Genomic DNA, 14,594 nt, shown 5'->3' with positions numbered 1-14,594 from the left:
TGAGCGGAGTACAACAATAATGACGCTGGCACCCCTTGCAGAAGCGAAACACGAACTTTCCATCAGCCGCCTGATCGATGCCCCGCCGGCCAAAGTGTTTCGTGCCTGGACCGAACCTCAATGGTTGATGCAGTGGTGGGGGCCGCACGGCATGACCACCCCGCAGTGCGAGATGCAGCTATGGGTGGGCGGCTTGTTCCGGACCCTGATGCGCGCACCCGATGGCAGCGAGTTCCCGACCCAGGGGGTGTTCCTCGAAATCGCAGCACCCCGACGCCTGGTGTTCACCGATGCCTTCGGACCGGGTTGGGTACCGTCGGACAAGGCATTCATGACAGCGGTGGTGACCTTCGACGAGGAACAGGGCAAGACCCGCTACACCGCACGCGCCTGGCACTGGAGTGCAGCCGATAGCCTGGCCCATGAAGAGATGGGCTTTCATCAGGGCTGGGGAGAAAGCCTGGACCGGCTGGTGGAGGTTGTGACTCAGCGGATGCCGGACTGATGGTCGAGCTTGCGCAGGTCCGTGCCGAAGTCGAAGCGGTGTACCGGCGCGATTCACGGCGCATCCTGGCCACCCTGATCCGCTTGCTCGGTGACTTCGACTTGGCCGAGGAGGCCATGCACGAGGCCTTCTTCATCGCCGTCGACCGTTGGCGGCAGGCGGGCATTCCCGACAACCCGCGGGCATGGCTGGTGTCGACCGGTCGTTTCAAGGCCATCGATGCCCTGCGCCGGCGTGCCCGTTTCGACCGCTCCCAGGCAGACCTCATCATGCTCATCGAAGGCCAGGTTCAGGACCCCAGTGAGGACGCGTTGCTCGCCGACGACCGCTTGCGGCTGATCTTCACCTGTTGCCACCCGGCGTTGGCTGCCGACGCTCAGGTACCCTTGACCCTACGTGAAGTCTGCGACCTGACCACCGAGCAGATTGCCCGGGCCTTTCTGCTAAGCCCAGCGACGATTGCCCAGCGCATCGTGCGCGCCAAGGCGAAGATCCGCGATGCTGGCATCCCTTACCAGGTCCCGGCGTTGAACGAACTGCCCGAGCGTCTGGAAAGCGTGCTGCGAGTGATCTACCTGGTGTTCAACGAAGGCTATTCGGCGTCATCCGGTGCATGGCTGCTGCAACAGGAACTGACCGATGAGGCGATCCGCTTGGGGCGGCTGCTGGTCGATCTGTTACCCGACCCTGAGGTGATCGGCCTGTTGGCCTTGATGCTGTTGCAGGCATCAAGGCAGCAGGCGCGCAGCGATGCCCAAGGCAACCTGGTGTTGCTGGAACAACAGGACCGCCGCTTGTGGAACCACCAGCAGATCGCCGAAGGCTGTGCCCTGGTGCGTCAAGCGCTGCGCAGCCGGGCTTTTGGCGCTTATACCTTGCAGGCTGCGATTGCCGCGGTGCATGCCGAAGCTACCTCGGCAGAGCAGACCGACTGGGCCGAGATTGTCGGGCTTTACGATGAACTGCTGCGGCGATGGCCGTCGGCTGTGGTTGGGCTCAATCGCGCGGTGGCGCTGGCCAAGCGCGATGGGCCGCAGGCCGGACTGCGGGCGCTTGAATCGGTGCTGGCCGACGGGGCGTTGCAGGACTATCACCTGGCGCATGCGGCGCGGGCTGAACTGCATCAGCAGTTGGGGCACGTGGAGCAGGCTCGCGCGGCCTGGAAGCAAGCACTGTCGCTAACGCGGCAGGAGCCAGAGCGGCGGCATATAGAAAGTCGCCTGCGCTCGCTTGGGTGATGGCGTTGCTGGACTTATCGCCGGCAAGCCGGCGCCTACAGGTCGAAACGATGAGGGTGTAGGCGCGGGCTTAACGGCGATGAGGCTATCGCAGACTTACCCGATCAGCAGGCCACGAAGTTCGGCGGCGACACCAGATCGACGGTCTGCTGCTTGCGCGGCGCCAGGATCTCGGCCTCACCCTCGACCACCAGTTCATCGTTCTGGTTGTACACGTTGGTGGCGATGCGCACCTTGAACTTAGGCAGCTTTTCGAGGATTTCCAGGCGCACGGTCAGGGTATCGCCAATTTTCACCGGCTTCTGGAAGCTCATTTTCTGGCCCAGGTAAATGGTGCCAGGGCCAGGCAGGGTGCAGGCCACCGCGGCGCTGATCAGGGCGCCGCTGAACATGCCGTGGGCAATGCGCTCGCGGAACATGCTCTTGGCGGCGAACTCGGCATCCAGGTGGACCGGGTTGTGGTCACCTGACATCGCGGCGAACAGCTGGATGTCGCGTTCTTCCACGGACTTTTCGTAGCTGGCCTTCTGGCCGACTTCAAGGGCTTCGTAAGGCGTGTTGGTGACCTGGGTCATCGGGGCTTCCTTAATGGACGGACGAGGCGGCTTTCATTCACTGCGGGCAGGGCGGTCCAGGACCAGCGCTTGTTCCAGCCAGCCGAGCAGATCGGCGGTAACCTCGTCACGATTGGTTTCATTGAGTACTTCGTGCCGCGCCTGAGCATACACGCGCAGTTGCACATGTCGATTGCCGGTCGCGCGCAGCGCGTCAGCCAGATGGGTGAGACGCTTGCCAGCACTCACCGGATCACATTCGCCGCCCATGACCAGTATCGGCAGGTTCGGGTCGATCTGCGCCAGGTGCTTGGCCTGGCTGATCTGTGCCAGTCCCTGCAGCAGATCGAGCCACAATTGGTTGGTGCAACGGAAGCCGCACAGCGGGTCATTCACATACAGGTCGACTTCCGAAGGGTCGCGGCTGAGCCAGTCGAAGGCGGTGCGATTGGGCTTGAACGCTTTGTTGAACGAGCCGAACGACAGCCAGTCGATCAGCGCGCTCTTGCCCAATGGGCCTTGGCGCCAGGCTTCCAGGCGGGCGATCAGGCGCGCCGCGCGATACAGCGCCGCTGGCTGGAAATTGGAGCCGCTCAGGATCGCCCCCTGAAGGCTGGCGCTGTGGTGCAACAGGTAAGCCTGGGCGATGTAGCTGCCCATGCTGTGTCCCAGCATGAACAGGGGGGTACCGGGGTATTGCTGGCCGATGTGCTGGGTAAGCACGCCCAGGTCGTTGAGTACGGCATTCCAGCCATGTTGCTTGGCGAACAGGCCAAAGTTACCCCCTTCGGCAGTACGGCCGTGGCCCCGCAAATCCGGTGCGAACAAGGCAAAACCTGCGTTGCACAGCGCTTGGCCCAGGCGCTGGTAGCGGCCGGCGTGCTCGGCCATGCCATGCACCAGCAGCACGGCGGCCTTGACCGGCGTGGCCGGCAACCATTGGTGCACATACAGGCTGCAATGCTCGCTGGCGGGGAGCCAGAAGGCGTCGTAAGGCATGGCGGGTCCTTTGCGCGGGGGTCAGAGCACAGTTTATGCACAACCGGCCAGATTGCAGGAAGGGCACAAATAAGATTCACAATGTTAATGGCGACACTTGGCGTGTATGCCACCTTGAACTTACCTGTTAACGTCAGATCAATGCCGTTTCGCCTCCGGGCGGAAGGGGCAAGGGACTAAAGGACAACGCGCCACATCGCGGGTCAAGGCAGAGGAACAATAATAAATGCAAGCCGAATTCTGGAATGACAAACGCCCGGCGGGCGTGCCATCCACCATCGACCTCAATGCTTACAAGTCTGTCGTCGAAGTCTTCGAGCGCTCATGCAAGCGCTTTGCCGACCGTCCGGCGTTCAGCAACCTGGGAGTGACCCTGACTTACGCAGAGCTGGAGCGGCACTCGGCAGCCTTCGCCGCCTGGCTCGAGCACCACACCGACCTGAAGCCGGGCGATCGCATCGCCGTGCAGATGCCCAACGTCTTGCAGTACCCCATCGCCGTGTTCGGCGCGCTGCGGGCCGGCCTGATCGTGGTGAACACCAACCCGCTCTACACCGAACGCGAGATGCGCCATCAGTTCAAGGACTCCGGCGCCCGTGCGCTGGTGTACCTGAACATGTTCGGCAAGCGTGTGCAGGAAGTGTTGCCCGATACCGCCATCGAGTACCTGATCGAAGCCAGGATGGGCGACCTGCTGCCTGCAGCCAAGGGCTGGTTGATCAACACCGTGGTCGACAAGGTCAAGAAGATGGTGCCGGCCTATCGGTTACCTCAGGCCGTGCCGTTCCGCCAGGTACTGCGCCAGGGGCGCGACCTGACCCACAAGCCGGTGGAGCAGGGGCTGGACGATATCGCCGTGCTGCAGTACACCGGTGGCACGACCGGGCTGGCCAAGGGCGCGATGCTGACCCACGGTAACCTGGTGGCCAACATGCTTCAGGTGCTGGCCTGCTTCTCCCAGCATGGCCCGGATGGCCAGCGCTTGATCAAGGACGGGCAGGAAGTGATGATCGCGCCGCTGCCGCTGTACCACATCTATGCCTTTACCGCGAATTGCATGTGCATGATGGTCACCGGCAACCATAATGTACTCATCACCAATCCGCGTGATATCCCTGGCTTCATCAAGGAGTTGGGCAAGTGGCGTTTCTCGGCGCTGCTGGGGCTGAACACGCTGTTCGTGGCATTGATGGACCACCCAGGGTTCAAGAACCTCGACTTCTCCGCACTGAAGGTCACCAACTCTGGCGGTACGGCCCTGGTCAAGGCCACCGCCGAGCGCTGGGAGAGTCTCACCGGCTGCCGCATCGTCGAGGGCTATGGCCTGACCGAGACTTCGCCGGTTGCCAGTACCAATCCTTATGGCCAGATGGCGCGCCTTGGCACCGTGGGAATTCCGGTGGCCGGCACGGCATTCAAGGTCATCGACGATGACGGCAACGAGTTGGCGCTGGGCGAGCGGGGCGAGCTATGCATCAAGGGGCCGCAGGTGATGAAGGGTTATTGGCAGCAACCTGAAGCCACCGCCCAGGCCCTGGATGCGGAGGGCTGGTTCAAGACCGGTGACATTGCGGTGATCGACCCGGATGGCTTCACCCGCATCGTTGACCGCAAGAAGGACATGATCATCGTCTCGGGTTTCAATGTTTACCCCAACGAGATCGAAGACGTGATCATGGGGCACCCGCAGGTAGCCAACTGTGCCGCTATCGGCGTGCCGGACGAGCGCTCGGGGGAGGCGGTGAAACTGTTCGTAGTCCCTCGGGAAAAGGGGTTGAGCGTCGACGAACTCAAGGCCTACTGCAAGGCCAACTTCACGGGCTACAAAGTGCCCAAGCACATCGTACTGCGAGATTCACTACCGATGACCCCTGTGGGTAAGATTCTGCGGCGGGAGCTGCGTGACATCGCCTGATTCCAGGGTGGCCTCTTCGCGGCAGAACCCGCTCCCCTGGGTAATGGTGGGGCGGGTTTACCCGCGTATGCCGTGGAGCCGCTCTAGAATGCACCTTCATGCGCACTTTGCGACATTTTGGATAAATACTCTAAAAATGACCTGTATCGTTCATTGAGTCATTTTTGTGACCATTGAGGCCGTTTTGGGCTCTAGGCGACCCTATTCAAAGCTGTTACTCTCGGCGCGCTTCCAGGTGATTCGGTTTGCAATGAACCGTCATCGCATATCAATAATAAACGCATCTACGCGTAAATGAACTTCGCTGTTGCTGAAGGAGTGGGCTTCCATGATCGAAAATTTTTGGAAGGATAAGTACCCAGCCGGGATTACGGCGGAAATCAATCCTGACGAATTCCCCAACATCCAGGCGGTACTGAAGCAATCCTGCCAACGCTTTGCAGATAAACCGGCCTTTAGCAACCTGGGCAAGACCATCACCTATGGCGAGTTGTATGCGCTGTCTGGCGCCTTTGCCGCCTGGCTGCAGCAGCATACCGACTTGAAACCGGGTGATCGCATTGCCGTGCAGTTGCCCAACGTCTTGCAGTATCCGGTCGCGGTATTTGGCGCCATGCGTGCCGGCCTGATCGTGGTCAACACCAACCCGTTGTACACCGCGCGGGAAATGGAACACCAGTTCAACGACTCCGGCGCCAAGGCGCTGGTGTGCCTGGCCAACATGGCCCACCTGGCCGAGAAGGTCGTGCCCAAGACCCAGGTCAAGCACGTCATCGTCACCGAAGTGGCCGACCTGCTGCCGCCGCTCAAGCGCCTGTTGATCAACAGCGTGATCAAGTACGTGAAGAAGATGGTGCCGGCATACAACCTGCCGGGCGCGGTGCGCTTCAACGACACCTTGGCGCTGGGCAAGGGCCAGCCGGTAACCGAAGCCAATCCACAACCTAACGATGTGGCCGTGCTGCAATACACTGGCGGAACCACCGGCGTGGCCAAAGGGGCGATGCTGACTCACCGCAACCTGGTGGCCAATATGCTGCAGTGCCGCGCGCTGATGGGCTCGAATCTGCACGAAGGTTGCGAGATCCTGATCACCCCGCTGCCGCTGTACCACATCTATGCCTTCACCTTCCATTGCATGGCCATGATGCTGATCGGCAACCACAACGTGCTGATCAGCAACCCGCGTGACCTGCCCGCCATGGTCAAGGAACTGGGCAAGTGGAAGTTCAGTGGCTTCGTGGGCCTGAACACGCTGTTCGTGGCCCTGTGCAACAACGAGGCGTTCCGTGCCCTGGACTTCTCGGCGCTGAAGATCACCCTGTCCGGTGGCATGGCCTTGCAATTGAGCGTGGCCGAACGCTGGAAGACCGTTACCGGCTGCGCCATTTGCGAAGGCTACGGCATGACCGAAACCAGCCCGGTGGCGGCGGTCAATCCGGCGGACGCCAACCAGGTCGGCACCATTGGCATCCCGGTGCCGTCGACCCTGTGCAAGGTCATCGACGACAATGGCCAGGAACTGCCGCTGGGCGAAGTGGGCGAGCTGTGCGTCAAGGGCCCGCAAGTGATGAAGGGCTACTGGCAGCGGGAAGATGCCACCGCCGAGATCCTCGACAGCGAGGGCTGGCTGAAGACCGGTGACATCGCGTTGATCCAGCAAGATGGCTACATGCGCATCGTCGACCGCAAGAAGGATATGATCCTGGTCTCGGGCTTCAACGTGTACCCCAACGAACTGGAAGATGTGCTCGCCAGTTTGCCGGGCGTGCTGCAGTGCGCGGCCATCGGCGTGCCGGACGAGAAGTCGGGCGAGGTGATCAAGGTGTTCATCGTGGTCAAGCCAGGTATGACCCTGACCAAGGAGCAGGTGATGGAGCACATGCGTGCCAATGTCACCGGCTATAAGGTGCCGCGCTACATCGAGTTCCGGGATGCGCTGCCGACCACCAACGTGGGCAAGATCCTGCGGCGTGAGCTGCGCGATGAAGAGTTGAAGAAGCAAGGGCTGAAGAAGATCGCCTGAACGACTTCTCTGGCCACTTCGCGGGTAACCCCGCTTCCACAGGTATCGCAAGAGCCCTGTTGAAGCGGGTTTATCCGTGCATGCTTCAGCGCATTTTTTCCAGCATCTGGTAGTACCACATCCCCGCCGCCAACAGCGGATTCCCCAGCAGATCGCCCATTGGCACCCTGATGTGCTTGCACGCTGCGAAGGTGTCGAACTTTTCGAGCGTTCCTGTCAATGCCTCGGCCATGATCTCGCCCATGATGTGGCTGGTGGCGATGCCATGCCCGGAATAACCCTGGCAGTACCACACGTTGTCCGAAAGCTTGCCCAGCTGTGGAATGCGGTTGACCACGATGCCCATGGCGCAACTCCACTGGAACTCGATCGGGATGCCCTTGAGTGCCGGGAAGGTCCGCTCGATGCAAGGGCGCAGCTCGCCCTCGATATCACGCGAATCCTTGCCCGAATAGTTGGCGCCGCCGCCGAACAGCAGGCGCTTGTCAGCCGTCAGACGGTAGTAGTCGAGCACGAATCGGCAGTCGTACACCGCCAGGTCTTGCGGGTTGATCTGCTCGGCCAGCTCGCCCAACGGCGCGGTGGTGACGATGCCGCCCATGGCTGGGAAGATCTTGCCCTTGAGCTGGCGCTTTTCCAGCTTGTGGTAGACATCGCCGGCCAGCATCACCTGGCGGGCCTCGATCCTCCCTTCGGCGGTGACCACCGCCGGACGCGGGCCATGGACGATCTCCAGTACCTCGGAGTTTTCGAAGACCAGAGCACCCAGGCTGTGGGCGGCACGGGCTTCGCCCAGGCACAGGTTGAGCGGATGCAGGTGCAGGTTGCGTCGGTTCTTCAGCGCACCCAGGTACAGCGGGCTTTGCAGGTGTCGGGAGACGGCCTGGCGGTCGAGCAGTTGCACCTGGTCCCCCATGCCACGACGTTGGGCTTCGGCTTCGAACCCGCGCAGTTCTGCCATGTGCGAGGGCTTCATGGCGGCATGCAGGTGGCCACGCTTGAGGTCGCAATCTATTCGATAGCGCTCGACGCGCTGTTCGATGATCTGGTGCCCTCGCCAGCGCAGGTGCCAGATGAAGTCGTCGACCTCGCTGCCGAGGCGTTTGCGCATCTGCGCGCGCATGGCCTCATCACCGGACAGGCTGCCGGTGACCTGGCCGCCGTTGCGCCCACTGGCACCCCAGCCGATGCGATTGGTTTCGACAATGGCAACTTTCAGGCCACGCTCGGCCAGCTCCACGGCGGTGGCCACGCCGGTGAACCCGCCGCCGATGATGGCCACGTCGACCTCCACCGTGCCCTTGAGGGTCGGGTACTGCGTGTGGTCGTTCAACGTGGCGCTGTAATAGGACGGCGCGCGCTGGGCTGGCCCGTTCTTCACTGCTGCGTTCATTGGGTGTTCCTTGTTCTTCAATAGGGTAGGGCTCAGGCCTGGTGCAGGTACCAGCGCCAGTCCTGTTCGCTGACTTCGGCCATGAACTGGCGATACTCGGCGCGTTTGACCTTCAAATAGACCCCCAGGAAAGCCTCGCCCAGCGCTTCGCGAGCCCAGTCAGAGCGTTCCAGACTGTCCAGTGCGGTCAGCCAGTCGGTGGGCAGGAATTCGGTGGCCTGGGCATAACCGTTACCTTCGATCGGCGCACCGGGGTCCAGCTGCTCGCGAATACCACGGTGGGTGGCAGCCAGAATGGCCGCCGCGGCCAGGTAAGGGTTGGCATCTGCGCCGCATATGCGGTGCTCGACATGCCGGCTGTTGGCCGGGCCGCCTGGCACGCGCAGGCTCACGGTGCGGTTGTCCACCCCCCAGGTGGGGGCCAGCGGCGCATAGCTGTTGGCCTGGAAGCGTCGGAACGAGTTGGCATTGGGGCAGAACAGCAACAACGACTCGCGCAAGTGGCGCAGCATGCCGGCCACGGCCTGGCGCAAGAGGGGGGTGCCGGCCTTGTCGTCGCTGGCAAACAGGTTGTTGCCAGCGCTATCGGCCAGGCTCAGGTGCATGTGCATGCCCGTGCCGGCCAGTTCGGCGAATGGCTTGGCCATGAAACAGGCCTGCATACCATGGGCGTGGGCCACACCCTTGACCAGGCGTTTGTAGCGCACAGCCTGGTCCATGGCGGTCAGGGCGTCACCGTGTTCCAGGGTGATTTCCACCTGGCCGGGCGCGTACTCGGAAATCGCGGTACGTGCCGGAATGCCCTGGGCTTTGCAGGCGGCGTACAGGTCGGCCAGGAACGGCTCGATCTGCTCCAGTTCACGCAGGCCGTAGACCTGGGTGGTACGCGGTCTGCCGCCATCGGCATCCAGCGCCGGTTGCGGGCGTCCTTGGGCATCGCGCTTTTGGTCAAGCAGGTAGAACTCCAGCTCGCAGGCCATCACCGGGTAATAGCCGTCGGCCTTCAGCGCATCGAGGGTGCGCAGCAGTACATGACGGGGGTCGGCAACGCTGGCAGGCAAGCCCTCGGTAGGGTGCATGCTGACCTGCACCGCGGCGGTCGGTACGCGGCGCCAGGGCAGGCGCACCAGCGAGCCGTCCAAGGGGTAGGCGCGGCAATCGATGTCGCCGACATCCCACACCAGCCCGGAGTTTTCCACGTCGTCGCCGTTGAGGGTCAGGCCAAGGATGGTGCTGGGCAGTGGGCGACCGCTGGCATAGACGGCCATCAGCTCATCGCGGTGCAGCAGCTTGCCGCGGGGCACGCCATTGGCGTCGAGGATGAACAGTTCGAACAGCTCGATATCGGGGTTTTCAGCCAGGAAGCGGCTGGCCTGCTCTGGGTGTGCAAAGTGCATATTGGTTCGCTCATGGGCGCACAGGACCGCCGCGCATGCGGGCGGTCGAGCTGGGTCAATCGGCCGATAGGGGCCGGTTCGGATCAGTCAAGCGTGAGCGAAGTATCCGGTGGGCGTGCGTGACGGCAGTGCCACAGGGCCCAGAAGGCAAGGATGATGTGGACCAGCGGATTTTCACCGGCACAGCTTCGGGCCTTCGGCAGCGAAGGGCGGGAGGACGGTGGGGCGAGGAGCTGGACGCAAGTCATGCCTTCGATACTCACATGCGGCGTAAGGTTGATTAAAGCAGTGAATGGCAACCTTCACATCTGGCTTCGCTAAACATTCGCAGGCGCGCGGACGCCGCGATAGCCATCGGAGCCTGCTTACCGGCGCTGGGACCGGTGCAGACAGCAAACAACCGTCAAATCTGCGACAATCGCGCATCTCTCGCATGCCGATCATGAAAAAGCAGGCTCACCTGCACGATTAAAAAGCCCCATGACAGACCACGCCATCGACCAATTGCTGAAAAACCTCGACCACGCCATGATCGCCGACCGCCATCGACTGCGGCGGCAGATCCATGAGCTGCGCAAGCGCCCTGACGAAGCCAAGCTGGCGCAATGGGTGGAAAAGGTCCAGGCATCCTGCGCCCAGGTCACCGCACGCCAGCAGAGCGTGCCGCACATCCGCTACGACGACAGCTTGCCGATTGCCGCCAAGCGCGACGAAATCAAGAAAGCCCTGTCCGAAAACCAGGTGCTGGTGATCGCAGGTGAGACCGGCTCGGGCAAAACCACCCAGCTGCCGAAGATTTGCCTGGAGCTTGGCCGTGGCAGCCATGGCCTGATCGCCCATACCCAGCCTCGGCGAATCGCTGCGCGCAGCGTTGCCGCGCGGGTGGCAGAAGAGCTGGGCACGCCGTTGGGCGGGTTGGTGGGTTATCAGGTGCGCTTCGAAGACCAGAGCGACAGCAACACCTTGGTCAAGCTGATGACCGACGGTATCCTGCTCGCTGAAACCCAGCACGACCGCTTCCTCGAACGCTACGACACGATCATCGTCGACGAGGCTCACGAGCGCAGCCTGAACATCGACTTTCTCCTGGGCTACCTCAAGACGCTGCTGCACCGTCGTCCCGACCTGAAACTGATCATCACTTCGGCGACCATCGACCTGGAGCGCTTCTCCAAGCACTTCGACGGCGCGCCGATCATCGAGGTGTCCGGCCGTACCTACCCGGTAGAAACCTGGTACCGCCCGTTGACCAGCGAGCAGGACGAGGAAGGCAACCAGGTCGAGGACGATCTCACGGTCGACCAGGCGATTCTCGCTACCCTGGACGAGCTGGCCCAGCATGAGCGCAGCGAAGGCAAGGGGCCGGGCGATGTGCTGGTGTTCCTGCCTGGTGAGCGCGAGATTCGCGATGCCGCCGACATCCTGCGCAAGGCCCAGCTTCGCCACACCGAGATCCTGCCGCTGTATGCCCGGCTTTCCCCGGCCGAGCAGCAGCGCATTTTCCAGCCCCATACCGGGCGCCGGGTGGTGCTGGCGACCAACGTGGCCGAAACCTCGCTGACGGTGCCGGGTATTCGTTACGTGATCGATACCGGTACTGCACGCATCAGCCGCTACAGCTACCGCGCCAAGGTGCAGCGCTTGCCGATCGAGGCCGTGTCCCAGGCCAGTGCCAACCAGCGCAAAGGCCGCTGCGGCCGCGTCGAGCCGGGTATTTGCGTGCGTCTTTACAGCGAAGAGGATTTCAACGGCCGGCCAGCGTTCACCGACCCGGAAATCCTGCGCACCAACTTGGCGGCCGTCATCCTGCAGATGCTGCACCTGCGCCTGGGCGCCATCGATGCCTTCCCGTTCATCGAACCGCCGGATGGCAAGGCCATCAGTGACGGCTTCAACCTGCTGCAGGAGCTGTCGGCGGTCAACCGCGAGAACCAGCTGACGCCGCTGGGCCGCCAGCTGGCGCGCTTGCCGATCGACCCGCGACTGGGCCGTATGCTGCTCGAAGGCGCGCGCCAGGGCAGCCTGCAGGAAATACTGATCGTCGCCAGTGCATTGTCGGTGCAGGACCCCCGCGAACGCCCACCCGAGCGACAGCAAGCCGCCGACCAGGCCCATGCCCAGTGGAAGGATGTCGACTCCGACTTCGCTGCCCTGGTCAATCTGTGGCGCGGTTTCGAGGAGCAGCGCCAGGCGCTGACCGCCAACCCGCTGCGCAACTGGTGCCGGAAAAACTTCCTGAATTACCTGCGTCTGCGTGAATGGCGCGATGCTCATCGCCAGTTGGCGCTGATCTGCCGCGACCTGCAATTGGCGGTGAACAAGGATCCGTCGGACTATCAGCGGATGCACAAGGCCATTCTCAGCGGATTGCTGAGTCAGATCGGCCACAAGACCGAAGATGGCGACTACCAGGGCGCCCGCCAGCGGCGTTTCTGGGTGCATCCGTCCTCGGGGCTGGGCCGCAAGCGCCCGCAGTGGGTGATGGCCGCCGAACTGGTGGAAACCACCAAGCTGTATGCGCGGATGGTGGCCAAGATCGAGCCCGACTGGATCGAACCGCTGGCCACGCACCTGGTCAAGAAGAACCATTTCGAACCGCATTGGGAGAAGAAGCGCGGGCAGGTGGTGGCCTACGAACAGATCACCCTGTACGGGCTGATCCTGGTGGGCCGCCGTCCGGTGCACTTCGGGCCCATCGACCCGGTGGCTTCGCGTGAGTTGTTCATTCGTGAAGCGCTGGTTGGTGGCGAGATCCAGTCGCGGGCCAAGTGCCTGTCGGCCAACAAGCGCCTGCTCGAAGAACTCGACGAGCTGGAAGCCAAGGCCCGCCGCCGTGACATCCTGGCCGACGAAGAGACCCTCTACGCCTTTTATGAAGCGCGGCTACCGGCAGAGATCCACCAGACCGCAACCTTCGACAGCTGGTACCGCATGGGCAGCCAGAAGGACCCCAACCTGTTGATCATGCGCGAGGAAGACGTGCTGGCCCGTGAAGCCAGCGAGGTCACCGCAGCGCAATACCCCGACAGCTTGCAGGTGGGTGACCTGCGCTTGCCGTTGAGTTACCACTTCGAGCCAGGCCACCCGCGCGATGGCGTGACCGTGCGGGTGCCCGCGCCGTTGCTGCCGAGCCTGCCGGGCGAGCGCCTGGAGTGGCTGGTGCCGGGCTTGCTGGAAGCCAAGTGCGTGGCCTTGGTGCGTAACCTGCCCAAGGCCCTGCGCAAGAATTTCGTGCCGGTACCCGACTTCGTCAAGGCATCGCTTGCCCGCATGACTTTCGGCCAAGGCGCATTGCCCCAGGCGTTGGGCCAGGAGTTGCTGCGCATGACGGGCGCTCGGGTGTCCGATGAGGCCTGGGACGAGTCGGTGCGCCTGGTCGAAGGGCACCTGCGGATGAACATCGAAGTGGTCGATGGCCAAGGCAAGTTCCTCGGCGAAGGGCGTGACCTGGCCGAGCTGACGGCACGTTTCGCTGCCGCCAGCCAGGCAGCGCTGGCCGTACCGCGCAACGACAAAACCGAGCAGCCGGTGCAGGCCAAGGCTTTCAGCGAAGTGGCGCAAACCGCCCAGCAGAAGATCGCGGGGTTGTCGATGACGGTCTACCCGGCGCTGGTCGAAGCGAACGGCACCGTGCGCGAGGCGCGCTTCTCGACCTTGGCCGAGGCTGAGTTCCAGCATCGTCGCGCCCTCCAGCGTCTGTTGCTGCAGCAGTTGGCCGAACCCGCCAAGTACCTACGTGGCAAGTTGCCAGGGCTGACCGAGTTGGGCTTGCTGTACCGCGAACTGGGTCGTATCGAGGCGCTGGTCGAGGACATTCTGTTGGCCAGTCTCGACAGTTGCATCCTTGAAGGGGAAGACCCGCTGCCGCGCGATGGCGCCGCATTGGCCGGCCTGGCCGAACGCAAGCGCGGTAGCTGGGCCGAGCATGCCGAGCGTCTGGCCCGCCAGGCCCTGGAGGTGCTTAAGTTGTGGCACGGCCTGCAAAAGCGCTTCAAGGGCAAGATCGACCTCAGCCAGGCGGTGTCGCTCAACGACATCAAGCAGCAACTGAGCAACCTGGTGTATCCAGGCTTCGTGCGCGAAACACCGGGAGTCTGGTTCAAGGAGTTGCCGCGCTATCTCAAGGCCGTCGAGCTGCGTCTCGAGAAGCTGGGCGCCCAGGTGCAGAAGGACAGGGTCTGGAGCGGCGAGCTGGGCAACCTGTGGGCACAGTACAAGGCGCGTGCCGACAAGCATGCCCAGGAGGGCAAGCGTGACGAGCAACTGACGCTGTACCGCTGGTGGCTGGAAGAGTATCGCGTATCGTTGTTCGCCCAGCAGTTGGGCACCAAGGTGCCAATTTCCGACAAGCGATTAAGCAAACAGTGGAGTCAGGTAGAGGGCTAAACTTCCCTGTTTGTGGCACACTTGGGTGAATTTTTGGGCCGTTTAGCGGCCTATCGCGGGCAACCCGCTCCTGAAGGAGCGGGGTTTGGCCGCGACGAGTGTGTAACCCTTTGTCTTTAAGTTGGCACTAAAGTGCCATTATCTGTCATGTTTCCAGCCAGCGCCCCGTGGCGATGGCCTT

General features: G+C 62.6%; 9 protein-coding genes. 5 read left to right on the top strand and 4 right to left on the bottom strand.

Annotated elements, in window-relative coordinates; all coding sequences use genetic code 11:
• Positions 1-19 precede the first annotated feature (19 nt).
• The gene (locus VXM67_RS20110) at positions 20-505 is read left to right on the top strand and encodes an SRPBCC family protein (protein WP_023381710.1); all 486 of its coding nucleotides are present in this window, start codon (positions 20-22) and stop codon (positions 503-505) included.
• Positions 505-1,743 carry an RNA polymerase sigma factor gene (locus VXM67_RS20105; RefSeq protein ID WP_023381709.1) on the top strand — a complete coding sequence of 413 codons (1,239 nt, stop codon included), beginning with the start codon at positions 505-507 and terminating at the stop codon, positions 1,741-1,743. The genes VXM67_RS20110 and VXM67_RS20105 overlap by 1 nt, the downstream gene beginning before the upstream one ends.
• Before the next feature lie 104 nt (positions 1,744-1,847).
• Here VXM67_RS20105 and VXM67_RS20100 read toward each other — a convergent pair whose 3' ends face one another.
• Positions 1,848-2,318 carry a MaoC family dehydratase gene (locus VXM67_RS20100; RefSeq protein ID WP_023381708.1) on the bottom strand — a complete coding sequence of 157 codons (471 nt, stop codon included), beginning with the start codon at positions 2,316-2,318 and terminating at the stop codon, positions 1,848-1,850.
• A 33-nt stretch (positions 2,319-2,351) separates the two neighbouring features.
• Entirely contained in the window at positions 2,352-3,296 is a 945-nt protein-coding gene (locus VXM67_RS20095; RefSeq protein ID WP_027907440.1) for an alpha/beta hydrolase, read from the bottom strand.
• Positions 3,297-3,522: 226 nt separating this feature from the next.
• Between VXM67_RS20095 and fadD2 the strand changes: the two genes are divergently transcribed.
• Positions 3,523-5,211 carry a long-chain-fatty-acid--CoA ligase FadD2 gene (fadD2, locus tag VXM67_RS20090; protein ID WP_023381706.1) on the top strand — a complete coding sequence of 563 codons (1,689 nt, stop codon included), beginning with the start codon at positions 3,523-3,525 and terminating at the stop codon, positions 5,209-5,211.
• Positions 5,212-5,539: 328 nt separating this feature from the next.
• Positions 5,540-7,237 (top strand): long-chain-fatty-acid--CoA ligase FadD1, encoded by a 1,698-nt coding sequence (gene fadD1 / locus VXM67_RS20085; RefSeq protein ID WP_023381705.1) that lies wholly within the window; start codon positions 5,540-5,542, stop codon positions 7,235-7,237.
• Positions 7,238-7,322: 85 nt separating this feature from the next.
• Here fadD1 and VXM67_RS20080 read toward each other — a convergent pair whose 3' ends face one another.
• Both VXM67_RS20080 and VXM67_RS20075 read right to left on the bottom strand, forming a co-directional pair.
• Positions 7,323-8,630, bottom strand: a complete 1,308-nt coding sequence (locus VXM67_RS20080) for an FAD-binding oxidoreductase (protein ID WP_023381704.1) — start codon at positions 8,628-8,630, stop codon at positions 7,323-7,325.
• Positions 8,631-8,662: 32 nt separating this feature from the next.
• Positions 8,663-10,027 carry a glutamine synthetase family protein gene (locus VXM67_RS20075; RefSeq protein ID WP_027907441.1) on the bottom strand — a complete coding sequence of 455 codons (1,365 nt, stop codon included), beginning with the start codon at positions 10,025-10,027 and terminating at the stop codon, positions 8,663-8,665.
• 480 nt (positions 10,028-10,507) lie between these two features.
• On the opposite strand from VXM67_RS20075, the gene hrpA reads away from it, so the two are divergent.
• Positions 10,508-14,413, top strand: a complete 3,906-nt coding sequence (gene hrpA / locus VXM67_RS20070; protein ID WP_023381701.1) for an ATP-dependent RNA helicase HrpA — start codon at positions 10,508-10,510, stop codon at positions 14,411-14,413.
• Positions 14,414-14,594 lie beyond the last annotated feature (181 nt).

The sequence above is a fragment of the Pseudomonas sp. Rh2 genome (assembly GCF_040762985.1).
Lineage (GTDB): Bacteria > Pseudomonadota > Gammaproteobacteria > Pseudomonadales > Pseudomonadaceae > Aquipseudomonas > Aquipseudomonas taiwanensis.
Note: the sequence above shows the minus strand (reverse complement) of the source record. Positions and strands in the feature narration are given on the sequence as shown.